The sequence below is a fragment of the Candidatus Aquiluna sp. UB-MaderosW2red genome, assembly GCF_900100865.1.
Taxonomy (GTDB): domain Bacteria; phylum Actinomycetota; class Actinomycetes; order Actinomycetales; family Microbacteriaceae; genus Aquiluna.
Genome location: NZ_LT627734.1, coordinates 60,518 through 77,992, shown reverse-complemented (window position 1 = coordinate 77,992; position 17,475 = coordinate 60,518). Strand labels below are relative to the sequence as shown.

Genomic DNA, 17,475 nt, shown 5'->3' with positions numbered 1-17,475 from the left:
TTGGAATTCTTACCACTTTAGACATCTGTTGAAAACCAGTGTCTCGAAAAGCTTGGGGGTAAGGCCTGATTTTCGTCGTTGTCGCCAGCAACTAAGAATAAGGAGTGATCCGGATCCGTCATCTCCTAAAGCACACAGTCAAATTTGGCACACTTCTGATCACAGAGTATTTATAGTCAAACTAGTCAAACTTATTTATAATTGCAGAATGAGAAAGCTAGTGAGCGTATATCAGGCTAAAACCGAGTTATCAAAATTACTTGATGAGGCATTGGAGGGAAATCAGATAGTGATCACAAGACACGGAATACCCATCGCAGAGATTAAGGGCCTGGAAAAGCCCAGACTTGAACTTGGAGCGTTGGCAACTGAAGCAAAAAACTGGCCTGAGCTCACTCCAGAGTTTTTTGACATGGGCGATGAATTTGACGCCTGGCAGCAAAACCTGGACCAGATTGAACTCTGATGCTTCTCGATACGCACGTGCTGGCATGGTTCTTGTTTCAGCCAAAAAATATTGGTAAAGACCTTGCCAGAAGGTTTGACCGAATTGGGCAGGCATTTTTTTCGCCACTGAGCATCTTTGAACTTTCTCAAGTAGAACGAAAGCTGGGCTACCAGCTTCCAGAAGATCTAATAAAAGTCATTGAGTCTTTTGGGCTCAGCGAACTTCCGCTCTACGGTTCGCATTCAATGCAGGCCAAGCGGTTTGGGACCCTTCTAAACACGGATTCAATTGATCGACTGCTTATTTCGCAGGCCGGCTCGGAGGGCATGAATTTTTATACCGCTGACCGCCGCCTGTTGAGTCTAGATTTTGCCTGGATCAAGGACGCCACGATTTAGGTAGCCTGCTAACGCCTCCAAAACTACAAGCGCCCCTAAGCGGATTGTTCTTTGGTCCTCGGTGTCCCGTGATGCATCGATTTCGGTGATGTCCATCCCGCGAACTTTAGAGCTTTTTAAAAGAGTGCGAACCGCTTGGCGAAGTTCGAGGGCGCTAATTCCCCCCGGGGCTGCTGCTGGGCAGCCAGGGGCAACGCTCAAATCGCAAACATCGACATCGACATCTATAAATATTGGGCCCTTGGCGTTCGCTAGGGCTAGTTCGCAGGCTTGTTCGATGCCCATCTGGGCCAAGCTGGTGCGCGAGATGACTCGGATGCCAAGATCCTTGGCTAGTTGGGCATATTCGTTGGAATTAGAAAAGTCATTTATGCCAATTTGAATAATATTTTTGGGATTAAGCCCGGCCTCGATGAGCCTTCTCACTGGGCTGCCGTTTGAGAGGCCATCTCTTAGATCGTGGTGGGCATCCAAAGTGATGAGCGTGGCACTTGGTAAATCAGTCCCGAAAACTCCAAGCGCTGCGGCAAAAGTTATGGAGTTATCTCCGCCCAGTGCAATCAGCAGCTCCTTGTTTTGAGACCGAATAGTTTCAATTGTGATTTGCTCGTTTTGATCCGGGTCCTGAATCCGACCCAAATCTTGAATCGAGATGGTGGCTAAATCGGTTCCAGTCGAATAGCTAAAGGTGGAGTATCTCTTGAGCGCTTCTCTAATTGCAGTTGGGGTGAGGTGAGCGTTGGTTGGACTGATTGAGGTTTTATGAGCCGGGATATCTAGTAAACCGATTGGCGAGGCTGCAGTTGAAATCAGTGAGCTAGCTCTTTGCCATTTGATGTCCTCAGCCATGATGACCAAACTTTCTCGATGTTTCTGCTGCCGCACCAGATAGCCGCTTTGCTATTTCAGCTAACTCTAGCTTTCCGAGTTCAATTGACTGAAGCGTAAGGGCGATGCCAGCAATGGGGTGACCGAGACCGTCTCTGATCGCCACACCAACCGAGGCGTAACCCAAGCTCACCTCATCAACTTCTAAGGCAAAGCCCTGATTGCGCTCAACTTCAAGGGCCCCCAGGAGCTCTTTGATATTCTTCGGACCGAGTTGTGTTCTTGTGGCCAGTTGTTTATTAGAAAAGGATGCATTGAGTTGTTTGGTTTCCAAAAAGGCAAGCATTGATCTACCGGAGGCGGTTAGGTGTGCCGGCAGCCTGACTCCAATATCTGTTACTAGCTTGAGAGATTTTGCTGGGCGCTCCTCTAATAGATAAAGCACATCTGAACCATCCAGCACCCCCAGGTGCCCAACCACTGCGGTTTTGGGCTGATAGCTGGCGACCAGTTCTCTAAGTGCCGGTCTTGCCAGCCTTTCTAGCGGCTCGTGGCGGCGATAAGCGCTGCCTAATTCCCAAGCGGAAAGCCCTAGGCCCCAGCGCTTTTCTTTTTCATAGTGGATTGCAAATCCCGCTTCTTCCAACACCTCCAGAAGCTGGTAACAAGAGGAACGTGGGATGTTTAATCGTTTTGCTAAGCGGTCGGCTGAAGCGGGCTGGCCAATTTGGGCAAGGGTCTGCAGGAGCGCGAGTGTTCTTGCGGCCGCAGGCACTCTAGTCATGCCTAGATTATGTCTGAGATTTCAGACACTTGAGGCTAAATTGCGATTGTTTCTGAGGGTATTTTCAAGTGAAATTTGATTATGAACGCAAGGACGCGCATCCTCCACGCCGCAACCGGCAGTAACCTCACCGCCCAAGGCTGGCAGCAAGAAGCAGCGATTCGAATGCTGCATAATAATTTGGACCCGGCGGTTGCCGAACACCCAGACCAGCTAATTGTTTATGGCGGCAACGGTAAGGCTGCCAGAAATTGGGAGAGCTTTGACGCCATCGTTAAGACCCTCACAAATCTAAAAAACGACGAGACGATGCTGGTTCAATCCGGCAAGCCGGTCGGTGTCTTTCAGACCCATGAGTGGGCCCCGAGAGTGCTAATCGCCAACTCAAATCTTGTGGGGGACTGGGCCACTTGGCCGGAATTTAGAAGACTCGAGCAGCTTGGCCTAACAATGTATGGGCAGATGACCGCGGGTTCCTGGATATACATCGGCACCCAGGGAATTCTGCAGGGCACCTATGAGACTTTTGCTCAAGTTGCGGAAAAGAAGTTTGGTGGAACCCTAAAAGGCACGCTGACCCTCACCGGCGGCTGCGGTGGCATGGGTGGTGCCCAACCGCTTGCTGTCACGATGAATGAGGGTACCTGTTTGATAGTGGATATTGATGAGTCCAGGCTCCGTCGTCGCATCGAGACTCGCTACCTGGATGAGATTGCAGACAATATCGATGATGCCATCGAGCGAGTCGTGAGGTATAAAGCTCAAAATAAAGCCATCTCAGTTGGTCTTGTCGGCAATGCTGCAACAGTGTTCCCCGAGCTACTAAAAAGAGAAGTTCCTTTTGATATCGTGACTGATCAAACCTCGGCCCACGATCCGATGTATTACATCCCCGAAGGTGTTGAGCTCGATCAGGCCCGAGAGTATGCGGAATCTAACCCAGAAGACTTCACCAAAAGAGCGCAGGCCTCTATGGCCAAGCACGTTGAGGCGATGGTTGGCTTTATGGAAATGGGAGCCGAGGTTTTTGATTATGGAAACTCGATCAGAGACGAAGCCCGACAGGGTGGGTATTCAAACGCCTTTAAGTTCCCCGGCTTCATACCGGCTTATATTCGGCCATTATTTTGTGAGGGCAAGGGGCCTTTCAGGTGGGTAGCACTTTCGGGAGATCCGAAAGACATTTATCGCACCGACCAAGCAGTGCTCGAACTATTTCCAGAAAATAAGCACCTGAGACGTTGGATTAATCTCGCGCAAGACCGAGTCGCCTTTCAAGGCTTGCCGGCGAGAATCTGCTGGTTGGGATATGGGGAGCGCGATAAGGCTGGCCTCGCTTTCAACGAGTTGGTTCGAAAGGGCGAGGTTTCGGCACCGATAGTTATCGGTAGAGATCACTTGGACTGCGGTTCGGTGGCATCGCCATATAGAGAGACCGAATCGATGCTGGATGGTTCCGATGCAATTGCAGACTGGCCGCTTCTCAACGCGATGCTGAACACCGCCTCCGGCGCCTCCTGGGTTTCGATTCACCATGGCGGCGGGGTTGGCATGGGTAGATCGATTCACGCCGGCCAGGTTTCAGTGGCTGACGGAACCGAGTTGGCAGCTCAGAAACTCGCGCGAGTGCTAACCAATGACCCCGGCATGGGTGTCATTAGACACGCTGATGCTGGATACGATCTGGCAAAAGATGTTGCAAGACAAAAGCACGTTCACGTTCCAATGCTAGATACCGAGTAATAGTGGCTTATCTTGTGGGCAACATCGGGTCATTGATCATCAATGACTCGATGTGGGGAGTTGTCCACCAAAAGAAAAAGCATGCCTTCGCAGTTGAGGGTGACAAAATTATTTGGGTCGGTGAGGAGTCAAAGGCTCCGGCTTGCGATGCTCGGCTTGATGTTGAAGGCGGTTGTGTAATACCCGGCTTTGTTGATTCTCACGCTCATCCTGTTTTTGCAGGCTCGAGAGAACTCGAGTTCGCCGCGCGAATGGCGGGAGAAACCTATCAGGCCGGCGGCATCAACTCGACCGTGACGGCTACTCGTGCGGCATCCAAAAACGAACTTCGAGCCAACCTGCAAAGACTCCAGAGCGAACTATTCGCCGGTGGAATAACGCATTTTGAGGCAAAAAGCGGCTACGGTCTCGATGTTGAAACCGAGCGGATCTCGCTGGAGGTGGCTCGCGAATTCACCGAGGACACAACTTTTTTGGGCGCTCACTTGGTTCCTCTAGGGGCAAACCCCGATAGTTATGTTGATTTGGTGACCGGTGAGATGTTAGAGGCGGCTGCACCCTTGGCAAAGTGGATTGATGTTTTTTGCGATGAAGGTGCCTTTGATCTTGAGCAAAGCCGTCGGGTGTTATTGGCTGGAATTGCCAGGGGCCTCAAACCAAGAATCCACGCCAACCAGATTCGCAACATTGGGGCGATTGATTTGGCTATCGAGTTGGACTGCGCTTCAGCTGATCATTGCACTCATTTAAGCGATCACGACGTTGACCTTTTGGCGGGGGGCAATACGGTTGCGACCTTTCTGCCCGGCGCCGAGTTTTCTACTAGGTCTGCGTATCCAAACGCAGGGCGCTTGCTGAATGCCGGGGCTCGGATAGCGATTGCTACCGATTGCAACCCGGGATCGAGTTTCACCACATCGATGGGTTTTTGCATAGCGGTTGCAGTTAGAGAGATGGGCTTGAGCGTGGACCAGGCTTTTTATGCCGCCACAATAGGCGGTGCGAATGCTCTTAGGGATGACACTCTGGGCAATATAACTGAGGGCAACCGGGCTGATTTTGCCGTGCTCGATGCCCCGAACCACTTCTATTTTGCCTATCGCCCGGGAGTCCAGCTTGTGACTCAAACATTTGTTGCTGGTAAAAAAGTTTTTGAAAGGAAATAAATGAATCAGGTAGTTCTCTCGCTTAGGCCACCCACTCTCGAAGAGACCGTGGCAGTGGCTCGAAACTTGGCGAAAGTAGAGATTAGCCAAGAGTCGCTGGATGCCATGGCCAAAACCAGGGCGCACATCGAAAACCTAGCCGCTTCCGAAACCCCGGTTTATGGGATATCAACTGGGTTCGGTGCTTTAGCTCAAAAGCATATTTCACCAAATGACCGCTCTCAGCTGCAGAAGTCATTGATTCGTTCTCATGCCGCCGGCATGGGCGATCCCATTGAAGTTGAGGTCGTCCGAGCGCTGATGTTCCTCAGGCTCAAAACAATGTGCTCTGGTCAAACCGGGGTGCGGCCAATCATTGCCCAGAACTATGCCGCTTTATTGAACGCGGGGATCACTCCAAGGGTTTTGGAGTATGGCTCTTTAGGGTGTTCGGGAGACTTGGCGCCACTGGCCCACTGCGCCATGGTGCTAATGGGTGAAGGAAGAGCTTTTGGGCCAGATGGCCTAGAGCGCCCGGTGCTTGAACTATTGCGAACTGCCGGCATTGATCCGGTTGAGCTCAAAGAAAAAGAAGGCCTTGCATTGATCAATGGCACCGACGGCATGCTGGGGATGTTGGCTTTGGCACTGAGTGACTTAGACCTTTTGCTCGACCAGGGCGATGTTATTGCTGCAATGAGTGTTGAGGGGCAGCTCGGCACCGATCAGACCCTGAGGCCCGAACTACACGAGCCACTTCGGCCACACCCTGGCCAAGCAGTTAGTGCTGCAAATATGTATGCAGCACTGCAAGGCAGTGAGATCGTAGCCTCCCATCGCCATGGCGATGGGGTCGTGCAGGACTCCTACTCACTACGCTGCGCCCCCCAGGTCTCCGGGGCGGTTAGAGACACCATCAGCCACGCACGCCTAGTCGCCGAGCGCGAGATCAGGGCAATCATCGATAATCCGGTAGTCCTGGCTTCCGGAGAAATCACCTCAAACGGTAACTTCCACGGAGCCCCAGTGGGTTATGTGCTGGACTTTCTAGCGATCGCGATTGCCGACCTCGGTTCCATTTCTGAACGAAGAACCGATAGGTTCTTGGATGTTTCAAGAAACCGTGGATTGCCGCACTTTTTGGCTCAAGATGCCGGCGTGGATTCCGGGCTCATGATTGCCCAATACACCCAGGCGGCCATGGTCTCGGAGAATAAGAGGCTGGCAGTTCCAGCGAGCGTTGACTCAATTCCATCCTCTGCAATGCAAGAGGACCACGTTTCAATGGGTTGGCATGCCGCTAGAAAACTGCGCAAGGCAATCGATAACCTCAGGCGCATTTTTGCAATCGAGTTGGTAGCGGCCGCCAGGGCGGTAGAGCTCAGGGCACCGCTTCGGCCAGCCCCAGTAACCGGAGCATTAATTCAGATACTTCGTGAAAAGGTGCCAGGAAGTGGACCGGACCGTGATCTGAGTCAAGAGCTAACAGACGCCGAGGAGCTCTTGAAGCCGCAACGCTGAAGTGCTTTGGTAAGACGTTTTGAGCCGCCAGGCTTTTGCTAACTCATAGAGTTCTCCACAGCAATCCAAATCCTAAAGTTATCCACAGATGTGATATTTGCGAAGTGGTGTCATCTTGATACCATTACCCTCATGGCCATGACAATACGACTAACCCCGGACGAAGAGATAATCCTAGAGAGGTTGGCGAAACAGCTAAACCTTTCCAAGCAGAAAGCGCTTATCGAGGCCATGCTAATGGCCGAGAATCACTCTAGGAAAAAGCGTGATCTTGAATTTGCTCGCAAATATGTAATGACTCACGATAAAGACCTAATGGAGAGGCTTGCTGACGCGTGACCGTCTACCTCGATCTTGAGGACGCACTAGAACAAATCGCGTTTCTAGGCTTTCGAGTCAAAGATATCGGCCTTTTAGATTCTGCTTTGGCAAGGCCAAAGACCTCTTTATTTGGAGAAGACGCCTATCCGGACCTGTCCACCAAGGCCGCCGCCATGATGCACTCACTCATAAAAAATCGTCCATTGATGGACGGGAACAAGAGAACTGGCTGGTTGCTGTTTGTCTCTTTTATCGCAGCTAATGGCTACCTGCACGATATGACGAGCGACGAAGCCTTCGACATGACAATTGGCCTAGCCACGGATGCCCTGACCTTGGAAATGGCCGCGAAAATAATTAAAAGTCACTTGGTGCCGCGACCAGGTGCATTTTGATAATGCAAAAAGGCCCAAACAGCCCATGCTTTAGCTAAGCCTTCCAAACCGTCTTCAGGTTGCAGAACTCCTTTATCCCGGCATCCGATAACTCTCGCCCAAAGCCTGAATCCTTGATACCACCAAAAGCTAATTCGGGGTACGAGACGGTCATTCCGTTCACAAATACCGCTCCAGCTGCAAGGTGCTCAATAAAGTAATCCTGCTCTGAAGCATCCTGGCTCCAGATTGCAGAGGAGAGTCCAAAGGTGGTTTGGTTGGCAATCTTGATTGCCTCCTCTTTATTTGCGACTCGATAAACGCTTGCCACTGGACCAAAAGCCTCTTCCATGACCAACTTCATGTCATCGGTGAGCTGATCAATAACTGTTGCGGGGTAGAAGTAACCGGGACCCTCGGGAGTCTCACCTCCGCACAATATCCTGGCACCCTTGGACTTGGCGTCCTCCACTAGCTCGATGATGTCTCTCTTGCCATTTTTGGTAGCAAGGGGTCCAAGCTGAGTGGTTTCATCAAGGGGGTCGCCCATCTTTAGGGCCTTCATCTTCGCCACAAAACTCTCGAGAAACTGGTCGTAAACATCTGCAAATACTAAAAAGCGTTTTCCGGCTACGCAAGACTGCCCATTGTTATTGATTCGAGCCGTCACGGCGATGGCAGCAGCCGCTTCCACGTCCGCATTCGATGTCACAATAAAAGCGTCCGAGCCCCCAAGTTCCATAACCGATGGCTTTATTTGACCGCCGGCTTGGGCCGCAACCGCGCGTCCCGCAGGCTCTGACCCGGTGAGGGTTACGGCTCTAATTCTCCAGTCATCAATTACTGCGGCAACCGAAGAAGCCGAAATCATTAGGGTTGAAAAAGCACCCTTTGGAAAACCGGCGCGGGTGAACAGGTCATCTAGGTAAAGGGCAGTTTGGGGCACGTTAGAAGCGTGCTTCAAAACCCCCGAGTTACCCGCCATTAGGGCGGGAGCAGCAAACCTGATCACTTGCCAGAGCGGAAAGTTCCAGGGCATTACGGCCAACACGACTCCCAGTGGCTGCCAAATTCCCATGGCTGAACTTGCTCCGACTTGGGAAGGATCTGCTAATTTCTGGGGCGCCAAAAATTCTTCAGATTTCGCAGCATAGAAGCGCATGTTTTTCGCACACTTCAAGACCTCACCCCTGGATTGAGATATGGGCTTACCCATTTCACGAGTCAGGATGATTGCGGTTGCTTCAACCTCAGCTTCGATTATGTCTGCAGCCGCCATCATCAAAACCGCACGCTCGGAGAAGCTCATGGCACGAAGTGTTTCGTGAGCCTCTTGGGCCAATTTCAAGCGGGCCTCAACCTCTTGAGGTGTGTGCAGATCAACCTCGAACTCTGTTTCTTCGGTGGCAGGGTTTACAGTCTTCATGGTCATTGGGGCCTCAATCTGGTCAAATTACTCAACTCAAAACCGAAATTTATGTTTTTGAGCTCAGTTGGGCGGACATTGGCTTTAGCTACTAGAGATACGGCTGGGAGTGGTTATGAAGCTCTCAATCGGTGGGCAGGTGCAGGTGAGGTTTCTATCCCCGAATGCCCCATCAATTCTTCGGACCGGCGGCCAATACTTGCCCTTGGGTTCGGCACCTGCAGGGTAAACAGCCTCTTGTCTTGTGTATGGGTGATCCCATTCACCAGCCATTTGACTAGCGGTGTGTGGGGCATTTACCAAGGGGTTGTTGTCCTTTGGCCAATCGCCATCCTGGACCTTTTGAGCCTCGGCCCTAATCGCGAGCATGGCATCGATAAAACGATCAATCTCCTGCTTCGGTTCGGACTCGGTTGGCTCAATCATTAGGGTTCCAGAAACTGGGAAGCTCATGGTTGGTGCGTGGAAGCCGTAATCAATCAGTCTCTTTGCAACATCATCATTACCAACCCCGGCCTCATTCTGAAGCGGGCGAATGTCAATGATGGCTTCGTGGGCGATGAGGCCGTTCTTGCCGGTGTATAAGAGCGGGAAGGCGTCGGCCAGCTTCTTTGCCACATAGTTTGCGCTCAGAACGGCGACCGCGGTTGCATTCATCAGTCCCTCATTCCCCATCATCTGGACATAGGCCCAGGAGATCGGGAGGATGCTTGCAGAACCAAAGGGAGCACCAGAGACCGGGCCGTATTTCGGTAATTCGGCTTGGGCCATTGAATGGCCGGGAAGGAATTCTTGCAGGTGACTTCTTGCAACTACCGGACCAACACCGGGTCCACCACCGCCGTGCGGGATGCAGAAGGTTTTGTGGAGATTTAGGTGCGAAACATCTCCACCAAAATCGCCAAACTTCGCATAGCCGACCACCGCGTTGGTATTAGCGCCGTCGATGTAGACCTGGCCCCCTGCGGAGTGAACCAAATCGCAGATCTCAACTACTGCCTCTTCGTAAACGCCGTGGGTTGATGGGTAGGTGATCATTAGCGCTGCGAGTCTGTCGCCAGCCTCGGCAATGTTTCTTGTGAGGTCATGAAAGTCCACGTTGCCGTCTTCATCACACTGCACAACCACAACGTCCATTCCAGCCAATACGGCGCTCGCGGCATTGGTGCCGTGGGCGCTGGAAGGAATTAGGCAGATGCTTCTTTGGAAATCACCACGTGAGCGGTGGTAGCCGCGGATTGCCAGTAGGCCGGCAAGCTCACCCTGACTTCCAGCGTTTGGCTGAAGTGACACTGCCTCGTAGCCGGTGATGTCGCTGAGCCAGCTCGAGAGCTCGGTGATGAGTTCCATGTAGCCTTGGGTGTCTTCGGCCGGAGCAAACGGGTGAAGGTTGGCGAATTCTGGCCAGGTAACTGCTTCCATCTCGGTGACCGAGTTGAGCTTCATGGTGCAGGAGCCAAGCGGAATCATTCCGCGATCAAGTGCGTAGTCGAAGTCGGCTAAGCGCTTGAGGTAGCGCATCATGCCGGTTTCAGAATGGTGAGTGTTGAATACTGGGTGCTCGAGATAGGCCGACTGACGGTGGCTCTTTAGCTGGTCGGTGGCATCTTCTCCCCTTGGAGCGCGAGCACCAAATGCGGCGGCGAGTTCGGCTAGGTGATGCCAAGAAGTTGATTCGTCTACCGAAATGCCCAGGATCTCATCATCAACCAAGAGCATGGTCAAATCTTTTTGTCTGGCGGCCTCATAGAACTCGTTGGCATTTGGGGTGAGAACTCGAATCGTGTCGAAGAAATGGCTGTGTTCAAGCTCAAGCCCGACTTCTACTAGGACCTTGGCCAGGGCGCTGGTTTTATGGTGAATTTCAAGCGCGATTGCTTTTAGGTTTTTTGGGCCGTGATAAACCGCATACATGCCAGCCATTACGGCCAGCAGGACTTGCGCCGTGCAAATGTTTGAAGTGGCCTTTTCGCGCCTGATGTGTTGTTCTCTAGTTTGCAAGGTTAGGCGGTATGCCGGGGCTCCTTCAGCATCCACCGATACCCCGACTAGGCGACCGGGCATGGTGCGCTCTAGTTTCTCGCGAACCGCCAGGTAGCCGGCGTGCGGCCCTCCGAAGCCCATTGGAATTCCGAATCTCTGGGTGGTTCCGCAAACCACATCGGCACCCTTTTCTCCCGGGGGAGTAATCAGGGTCAGCGCCATTAGGTCGGCGGTGGCGATTGCCAGCCCGCCAAATTCGTGGACTTTGGCAAAGAGGTTTTCAAATTCAACGATTCGACCAGAGGCTCCCGGATACTGCACAACCGCCCCAAAGCACTCTTCATCGAGCTCTTGGTTATTGGCCGCATCAAAGTAGCGAATTACGATGCCAAGTGGTTCAGCACGGTGCTCCAAAAGCGCCTTGGTTTGAGGGAAAAGATCTGAGTCTGCAAAAAACACGTTGGATTCCGAGGCCGCTGAGCGCTTTGCAATCATCATGGCCTCAACCACTGCGGTTGACTCATCAAGCATCGAAGCGTTCGAGGTCTTCATGCCGGTGAGTTCGGTGACCATGGTTTGATAGTTGATTAGCGCCTCTAGTCGACCCTGACTAATTTCTGGCTGGTAGGGGGTGTAGGCGGTGTACCAACTCGGGTTCTCTAAGACGTTGCGCTTAATCACCCCGGGGGTTCTGGTGCCGTAATAACCCAAGCCCATAAAACTCTGTGTGATGCGGTTTTTGCTGGCAATTTCGTGCAGACGGCCTAAAGCATCGTCCTCACTTATGGCCTCCGGTAGCAAACTTGCACCGCGATAGTGAATCGCTTCGGGCAGGGCCTTCTCCATTAGCTCCGCGAGTGAAGCCATGCCCAGATAATCGAGCATTTCTTGCTGCTCTGACGCATTTGGACCGATGTGGCGAAACTGGAATTGGTGATGCTGCTGAGTCACTTAGTCTCCAACCAATGCGTCGTAGTCACTCGCGGTCATTAGCTCAGGTAGGGCCGTGAATTTTATCTTCACCAACCAACCCTCGCCATAAGGGTCGCTATTAACCAAATCGGGAGCATTCGAAAGTGCAGTATTGGCACCAACCACTTCGCCATCCATCGGGGCGTAGAGCTCTCCAACAGATTTGGTGGATTCGATTTCGCCACAAATTTTCATATGGGTTGTGCTAGAGCCGAGTTTCGGAAGGTCTACATAAACAATCTCACCGAGGGCATCTGCGGCATATTTAGTAATGCCGATGGTTGCCACATCGCCTTCGACCAGAACCCACTCGTGCTCTTTGGTGTAACTGAGGTGTGTCGGATTTCCCAATTCTTATCTACTTTCCGCGCTTATAAAAAGGTAGCTCAACAACTTCGTAGCCCACCCGTGTGCCGCGCACATCTGCCTCTATTTTGCTACCAATTTCAAGATTTAATTGCCCATCTAGAAAAGCCATAGCAATTGGATATCCAAGAGTGGGTGACAGGGCCCCCGAGGTAACAATTCCAATCGGTTCAGTGCCCTCGGGAAGGTATAACTGGTAATCGGCCCGAGCTGCTCTTTTACCCTGACCCTTGAGGCCATAAAGCTTGGTTTTGGGGGTTTGAGTGGATGCAATAAACAGTGCCCCCCGACCTAGGAAGTCTTCTTTATCCAACCGCACAGCCCTGCCCAATCCGGCTTGGTAGGGGTTGGTCTCAATGTTGAGCTCGTGACCATAAAGCGGCATACCTGCTTCGAGGCGCAGCGTGTCTCTGCAGGCCAGCCCGCAAGCACATAACTCTTGCCCACCTTGACTCATTAGTAGATCCCAAAGCGCTTCTGCCGCCTCGCTTTTTATAAAGACCTCAAAGCCGTCCTCGCCGGTGTATCCGGTTCGGGCCAAAAGCACTTCGTGGTTTGCGAGTTTGGCCTTATCGATCGAGTAGTACTTGATGGCGCTTAGATCTGTGGCGGTGAGTGCTTGCAAAATATATGCCGCCTTTGGACCCTGTATCGCTAGCAGCGCCCAGTCCTCAGATTCGTCTCTAATATCGACATCAAAATTCTCGGCGCGATCCATCAGCGCCAAAAGCACCGCATGCCGGTTTGAGGCATTTGCGACTATGAGGAAATCCTCATCGGCCATTCGATAAACGATTAGATCGTCGATCACATTGCCTTGACCATCGGTAATAAAGGTGTATTTAGCTTTGCCATTTTTTAGTTCGGAGAGCTTCCCCGTGAGTGCGTAATCGAGAAAGCTTGCGGCATCGCCTATTACACGGAGTTCGCCCATGTGGCTGATGTCAAAAAGACCTGCCGAGTTTCGCACCGCGTGGTGCTCATCCAGGTCAGATCCGTATCGGATTGGCATACTCCAGCCACCGAAATCGGTGAAGCTTGCTCCAAGGGATTGGTGCTTTGCATATAGCGGTGTAGTTAGCATGTAAAAAGCCTAACCAAAGTCCCTGACACTATTCGTTCATGAACGTTCCTGCAAGTCGTGTGTGGAGTTTTTTGCTGGCTTCGTTCATGCCTCTGATGTAGACGCTCTTGCCCAAGCCTTCGTACTTTTCTGTTATCGAATCAATAGCCGCAATCGTTGAAGCATCCCAGAAGTGGGAGTTGGTGACATCAATCACAATGTTCTTGGGGTCCTCGGAATATTCAAACATCGTGGTCAAATCATTGCTTGATGCGAAAAATAGCTCGCCTTCTACGGTGTATAAAGCTGCAGCAGTTTGCCCCGAGCCGCCAACGGTTCTTGTGACACTGGCGAAGTGGGCAACCCTTCTGGCAAAGGCAACCATTGCAAACACCACACCCACTATTACGCCAATAGCTAGGTTGTGGCTATAAACCACAACCGCGACGGTGGCCAGCATGACCGCAGTCTCCGACTTTGGCATTCTCGCCAGAGTCTTAGGCAAAATGCTGTGCCAATTGAAGGTTCCGACCGAAACCATCACCATCACGGCAACAAGTGCCGCCATTGGAACCTGGGCAACTAAGTCGCCGAGCCCCACCACCAGCAAGAGTAAAAACACACCCGCTAGGAAAGTCGAGATTCTGGTTCGGGCGCCGGAGGCCTTGACGTTAATCATGGTCTGGCCAATCATTGCGCAGCCACCCATTCCCCCAAAGATGCCCGAAAGTACGTTTCCTACTCCTTGAGCAAATGACTCCCTGGTCTTGTGCGAGTGGGTATCGGTTATTTCATCAACCAACTTTGCGGTCATCAGCGACTCCAGTAGCCCAACCAAGGCCATGGCCAGGGCATACGGGGCGATGATGTTGAAGGTTTCCAGGTTTATTGGCACATCTGGAATCAGTAATTCAGGGAGGGTCTGGGGTAGCTCTCCCTCATCGCCCACTCTCGGAACCTGAATCGCAGTCAGAAGCACGATGGCCGTGACCAAAACAATGGCCACCAGGGGAGCTGGAATCACCCTGGTCAGTTTTGGCATGAACACCATCACCAAGATTCCAAGTGCGACCAAGAAATAGACCGCTAGCGGAACCCCTAAAAGGTGCGGTAATTGCGCCAAGAAAATCAAAATGGCTAGCGAATTAACAAAGCCGATCATCACGCTGCGCGGGATAAAGCGCATGAGCTTTGCCGCACCCATTGCCGCGAGTAATAACTGAAAAATACCGGCCAGAACTACGGTGGCCAAAAAATAATCTAGGCCGTAATCTCTTGCCACCGGGGCAATCACCAGCGCAACCGCTCCAGTGGCAGCCGAAATCATAGCCGGCCGGCCACCCAAAATTGAAGTTGTGATTGCCATTACAAACGAAGAGAAGAGCCCCACCCTTGGGTCAACCCCAGCCAAGATGCTGAATGAGATTGCCTCTGGTATCAAGGCAAGGGCCACGACGAGCCCTGCGAGCACCTCCCTGAGCAAGATCTTTGGGTTTCTAAGGGCCTCTTTAACACTGGGCCTTGGCCGGTACCTGGGATCGGTTGCTTTAAATAGCAGAGCGAACTGAGTTTTAAGATTCTTCATAGGGGCCTTTGATTGCCGAGTAAATTATGCGGCACCACACTGCGCCTAGATGTCTCTAACCTAGCAAGGCATTAGGAAACTGAGGTTATTAATTTTTTGAGAAGCTCATACTGACTGGCAGTTTCTTGCACAATCTCACTTGGTAATGCCGGTGGAGTGCCGGATTTATCCCAATTCGCCGACAGCCAGTTTCTAATGATTTGCTTATCGAAGCTCTGGTTTCTAATGCCCTGATCAAAGAGCTCCTTGGACCAGTATCTTGATGAGTCGGGGGTAAGCACCTCATCTCCCAGGGTCAATAAGTTGGTCTTCGGGTCATTTCCAAACTCAAACTTGGTATCGGCCAAAATTATCCCGGCGCGTGCCGCTTTTTGGCTGGCTTTGATAAATATCGAGATGCTGGCGTCTCTTAGCTGCTCTGCAATCGCGGCACCTACCAGCTCAATGGTTTTCTCAAACGATATATTCTCATCGTGATCGCCCTGGGCTGCCTTGAAGGCGGGGGTGAAGATTGGGTGCGGGAGCCGGTCGCCAAACTGCAGGCCCGCGGGTAGCTCAATGCCACAAACCCCTCCTGATTCTTGGTATTCCAACCAACCGGAACCCGATAGGTAGCCGCGCACCACGCACTCAATCGGATACATCTGCAGGCGCTTAGCGATCATGCCGCGGCCCGCCAGATACTCGGGCACCTCGAGCTCACTCGAGCGGTGATTTTTATCTTCTAAATAATCGAACCAGAAGTTTGTGAGGGCGGTTAGGTTTTCTCCTTTGCCAGGAATTTCTGGCTCCAAAATGTGGTCGAATGCGCTGACTCGGTCGGTTGCAATAATCAAAACCAAGTGCGAAAAATCTGGGTTTATTGGCTCGTATAGTTCCCTAACCTTGCCTGAATATATATGTCTAAAGCCGGGAATCTCCAATTAGTGACTCACCTTCAGACCTATGTCGTTCCGGAAGTGACCGCCTGCTAAATGGATTCTCGCCATGCCCTCATAGGCCAGCGTGCGAGCCTCTTGGAAGCCTTGTGCATATCCCACCACCGAGAGCACTCGGCCGATTGGGCCAGCCTTGCAGACCTCAACATCATCAATTGCTTCCGCTTGGGCAATCCCTGTGACCTCACGAACTTCGGCAACTGAATTGGGATACCCTTCCGACGCCAGCACCACCGTCACCGCGCAATAATCTGAAAACTCGGCAACCGGGCCGACGTCTAATTTGCCAGTGGCGGCTCGCATTAAAAGATCGGCCAGGTTGGTTTGCAATCTGCGCAATACGACCTGAGTCTCTGGGTCACCAAATCTTGCATTGAATTCAATAACCTTGGTGCCGCGTTCGGTGAGAATTAGCCCACAGTAAAGCAATCCCACAAACGGGGTGCCCCTTTTGGCCATTTCGATAATTGTGGGCTCCGCCACTCTTTTCGTTATCTCTTCGACGAAGCCTTCGGGAAGCCAGGGGACGGGAGAGTATGCCCCCATGCCTCCGGTGTTCGGTCCTTCATCATTATCAAACGCTCGTTTATAGTCCTGGGCTGGAGATAGCGGCATCACTGTTTTGCCATCAGACAAAAAGAACAGGCTCACCTCTTGGCCATCCAAAAACTCTTCAACCAAAATGCCATCGTGGATGAATTTGGCTGCGTGCTCGAGAGCCAGCTCCCTATCCTGTGTGACAATAACTCCCTTGCCCGCAGCTAACCCGTCGGCCTTCACAACATACGGCGCGCCAAAGTCATCCAGTGCCGCGGCGACCTCTTCCAGAGTGCTGCACTTATTGGCCATTCCGGTTGGGATATCGGCCTGGGCCATGATTTCTTTAGCAAAGTTTTTGCTGCCCTCAAGTGCAGCCGCCGCCTGATCGGGTCCAAAGACCGCGATGCCCTGGGACCTAAGGGCATCGGCAACCCCTAATACCAGGGGTGCCTCCGGGCCAATTACAACTAAATCCACTGCTTCCTCAAGGGCGAGGGAGGCCACTTCGAAGGTGTTATTTGGGTCAATCCCCGCCTTGATCTCCACCTCTAAAGCAATCAAATCGTTGCCTGGAGCACAAATAATGCTTCCGGCCTCACTGCCAGTTCTGATAAGCGCCTTGATGATGGCGTGCTCTCTAGCTCCTGAGCCAAGGAGGAGGATTTTCATTTATGTGAGTTTAGTCTTTTAGGCCTCGCCTGAGTCACTCGACTGGTTTTCCAACGTGACCCAATAACTTGAATCAACAAGCTCTGCACGCCTTGCGGCAATTACAGTTTCGGCGTAGTCAATTATCGAGGCCCAGTCCGATTCGTCCAGTTTTGTGTGCCGAACATCCGATAGTTCTTCGATGGCCTTATAGAGCTCGATGCTCATCAGTACTGAGACAACTTGATTGTTTTTCACCACGAATTGAGTGGCACCCGCTTGGGTCTTTCTGAGCGTCGCAGAGGGGTTTTTTGATAAATCTGTAACCGAGACCCTGTTTTCCAAAATCCTTCTATTTATTCCACCCCCTTAAATTAGTAGTTTTCTACGTA

The 17,475-nt window shown here is 51.9% G+C and carries 17 protein-coding genes; 7 read left to right on the top strand and 10 right to left on the bottom strand.

The genetic code is table 11. The features are described 5' to 3' along the window. The first annotated feature begins 208 nt into the window (after window positions 1-208). Window positions 209-466, top strand: a complete 258-nt coding sequence (locus BLP47_RS00455) for a type II toxin-antitoxin system Phd/YefM family antitoxin (RefSeq protein WP_091849298.1) — start codon at window positions 209-211, stop codon at window positions 464-466. Then, window positions 466-846, top strand: a complete 381-nt coding sequence (locus BLP47_RS00450; protein WP_091849296.1) for a PIN domain-containing protein — start codon at window positions 466-468, stop codon at window positions 844-846. Before BLP47_RS00455 ends, BLP47_RS00450 begins: the two co-directional genes overlap by 1 nt. On the opposite strand, the gene BLP47_RS00445 is transcribed toward BLP47_RS00450, so the two are convergent. Together BLP47_RS00445 and BLP47_RS00440 are read right to left on the bottom strand one after the other, a co-directional pair. Then, a complete protein-coding gene (locus BLP47_RS00445; RefSeq protein ID WP_091849294.1) occupies window positions 811-1,695 on the bottom strand; it encodes an arginase family protein in 885 nt (294 codons plus the stop codon). The two genes, BLP47_RS00450 and BLP47_RS00445, sit on opposite strands and share 36 nt — an antisense overlap. Further along, a complete protein-coding gene (locus BLP47_RS00440) occupies window positions 1,688-2,458 on the bottom strand; it encodes an IclR family transcriptional regulator (RefSeq protein WP_091849292.1) in 771 nt (256 codons plus the stop codon). The genes BLP47_RS00445 and BLP47_RS00440 overlap by 8 nt, the downstream gene beginning before the upstream one ends. Before the next feature lie 81 nt (window positions 2,459-2,539). Here BLP47_RS00440 and hutU point away from each other — a divergent pair, with 81 nt between their 5' ends. From hutU to BLP47_RS00415, 5 genes are all read left to right on the top strand, one after another. Beyond that, window positions 2,540-4,201, top strand: coding sequence for a urocanate hydratase (gene hutU / locus BLP47_RS00435; protein WP_091849290.1), 1,662 nt, complete (start codon window positions 2,540-2,542; stop codon window positions 4,199-4,201). A 2-nt stretch (window positions 4,202-4,203) separates the two neighbouring features. After that, window positions 4,204-5,367 carry an imidazolonepropionase gene (hutI, locus tag BLP47_RS00430; RefSeq protein ID WP_371325786.1) on the top strand — a complete coding sequence of 388 codons (1,164 nt, stop codon included), beginning with the start codon at window positions 4,204-4,206 and terminating at the stop codon, window positions 5,365-5,367. Next, window positions 5,368-6,867: a histidine ammonia-lyase gene (hutH, locus tag BLP47_RS00425; protein ID WP_091849288.1), complete on the top strand. Its 1,500-nt coding sequence runs from the start codon at window positions 5,368-5,370 to the stop codon at window positions 6,865-6,867. It begins immediately after the preceding gene. Window positions 6,868-7,005: 138 nt separating this feature from the next. After that, window positions 7,006-7,206, top strand: coding sequence for a hypothetical protein (locus tag BLP47_RS00420; protein ID WP_157671252.1), 201 nt, complete (start codon window positions 7,006-7,008; stop codon window positions 7,204-7,206). After that, window positions 7,203-7,583: a type II toxin-antitoxin system death-on-curing family toxin gene (locus BLP47_RS00415; protein ID WP_091849284.1), complete on the top strand. Its 381-nt coding sequence runs from the start codon at window positions 7,203-7,205 to the stop codon at window positions 7,581-7,583. Before BLP47_RS00420 ends, BLP47_RS00415 begins: the two co-directional genes overlap by 4 nt. A gap of 34 nt (window positions 7,584-7,617) precedes the next feature. Here BLP47_RS00415 and BLP47_RS00410 read toward each other — a convergent pair whose 3' ends face one another. The 8 genes from BLP47_RS00410 to BLP47_RS00375 all read right to left on the bottom strand — a co-directional run bounded on the left by BLP47_RS00410 (window position 7,618) and on the right by BLP47_RS00375 (window position 17,428). Continuing rightward, the gene (locus BLP47_RS00410; RefSeq protein WP_249883343.1) at window positions 7,618-8,988 is read right to left on the bottom strand and encodes an aldehyde dehydrogenase family protein; all 1,371 of its coding nucleotides are present in this window, start codon (window positions 8,986-8,988) and stop codon (window positions 7,618-7,620) included. An 84-nt stretch (window positions 8,989-9,072) separates the two neighbouring features. Continuing rightward, window positions 9,073-11,922, bottom strand: coding sequence for an aminomethyl-transferring glycine dehydrogenase (gene gcvP / locus BLP47_RS00405; protein ID WP_091849282.1), 2,850 nt, complete (start codon window positions 11,920-11,922; stop codon window positions 9,073-9,075). Continuing rightward, on the bottom strand, window positions 11,923-12,294 hold the full coding sequence (gcvH, locus tag BLP47_RS00400) for a glycine cleavage system protein GcvH (protein WP_091849281.1): 372 nt from the start codon (window positions 12,292-12,294) through the stop codon (window positions 11,923-11,925). 7 nt (window positions 12,295-12,301) lie between these two features. Then, window positions 12,302-13,393 carry a glycine cleavage system aminomethyltransferase GcvT gene (gcvT, locus tag BLP47_RS00395; protein ID WP_091849280.1) on the bottom strand — a complete coding sequence of 364 codons (1,092 nt, stop codon included), beginning with the start codon at window positions 13,391-13,393 and terminating at the stop codon, window positions 12,302-12,304. A 28-nt stretch (window positions 13,394-13,421) separates the two neighbouring features. Then, window positions 13,422-14,957, bottom strand: coding sequence for a SulP family inorganic anion transporter (locus BLP47_RS00390; protein WP_091849279.1), 1,536 nt, complete (start codon window positions 14,955-14,957; stop codon window positions 13,422-13,424). A gap of 71 nt (window positions 14,958-15,028) precedes the next feature. After that, window positions 15,029-15,880 carry a phosphoribosylaminoimidazolesuccinocarboxamide synthase gene (locus BLP47_RS00385; protein WP_091849278.1) on the bottom strand — a complete coding sequence of 284 codons (852 nt, stop codon included), beginning with the start codon at window positions 15,878-15,880 and terminating at the stop codon, window positions 15,029-15,031. Then, window positions 15,881-17,104, bottom strand: coding sequence for a phosphoribosylamine--glycine ligase (purD, locus tag BLP47_RS00380; protein WP_091849277.1), 1,224 nt, complete (start codon window positions 17,102-17,104; stop codon window positions 15,881-15,883). It lies immediately after the preceding gene. A gap of 18 nt (window positions 17,105-17,122) precedes the next feature. Beyond that, window positions 17,123-17,428: a type II toxin-antitoxin system prevent-host-death family antitoxin gene (locus tag BLP47_RS00375; protein WP_157671250.1), complete on the bottom strand. Its 306-nt coding sequence runs from the start codon at window positions 17,426-17,428 to the stop codon at window positions 17,123-17,125. Window positions 17,429-17,475 lie beyond the last annotated feature (47 nt).

Excerpts from the sequence above, each read along its gene's own strand:
- BLP47_RS00455 (WP_091849298.1), top strand. The coding sequence starts at position 209 with ATGAGAAAGCTAGTGAGCGTATATCAGGCTAAAACCGAGTTATCAAAA.
- BLP47_RS00450 (WP_091849296.1), top strand. The coding sequence starts at position 466 with ATGCTTCTCGATACGCACGTGCTGGCATGGTTCTTGTTTCAGCCAAAA.
- BLP47_RS00445 (WP_091849294.1), bottom strand. The coding sequence starts at position 1,695 with ATGGCTGAGGACATCAAATGGCAAAGAGCTAGCTCACTGATTTCAACT.
- BLP47_RS00440 (WP_091849292.1), bottom strand. The coding sequence starts at position 2,458 with ATGACTAGAGTGCCTGCGGCCGCAAGAACACTCGCGCTCCTGCAGACC.
- hutU (WP_091849290.1), top strand. The coding sequence starts at position 2,540 with ATGAACGCAAGGACGCGCATCCTCCACGCCGCAACCGGCAGTAACCTC.
- hutH (WP_091849288.1), top strand. The coding sequence starts at position 5,368 with ATGAATCAGGTAGTTCTCTCGCTTAGGCCACCCACTCTCGAAGAGACC.
- BLP47_RS00420 (WP_157671252.1), top strand. The coding sequence starts at position 7,006 with ATGACAATACGACTAACCCCGGACGAAGAGATAATCCTAGAGAGGTTG.
- BLP47_RS00410 (WP_249883343.1), bottom strand. The coding sequence starts at position 8,988 with ATGAAGACTGTAAACCCTGCCACCGAAGAAACAGAGTTCGAGGTTGAT.
- gcvT (WP_091849280.1), bottom strand. The coding sequence starts at position 13,393 with ATGCTAACTACACCGCTATATGCAAAGCACCAATCCCTTGGAGCAAGC.
- BLP47_RS00390 (WP_091849279.1), bottom strand. The coding sequence starts at position 14,957 with ATGAAGAATCTTAAAACTCAGTTCGCTCTGCTATTTAAAGCAACCGAT.
- purD (WP_091849277.1), bottom strand. The coding sequence starts at position 17,104 with ATGAAAATCCTCCTCCTTGGCTCAGGAGCTAGAGAGCACGCCATCATC.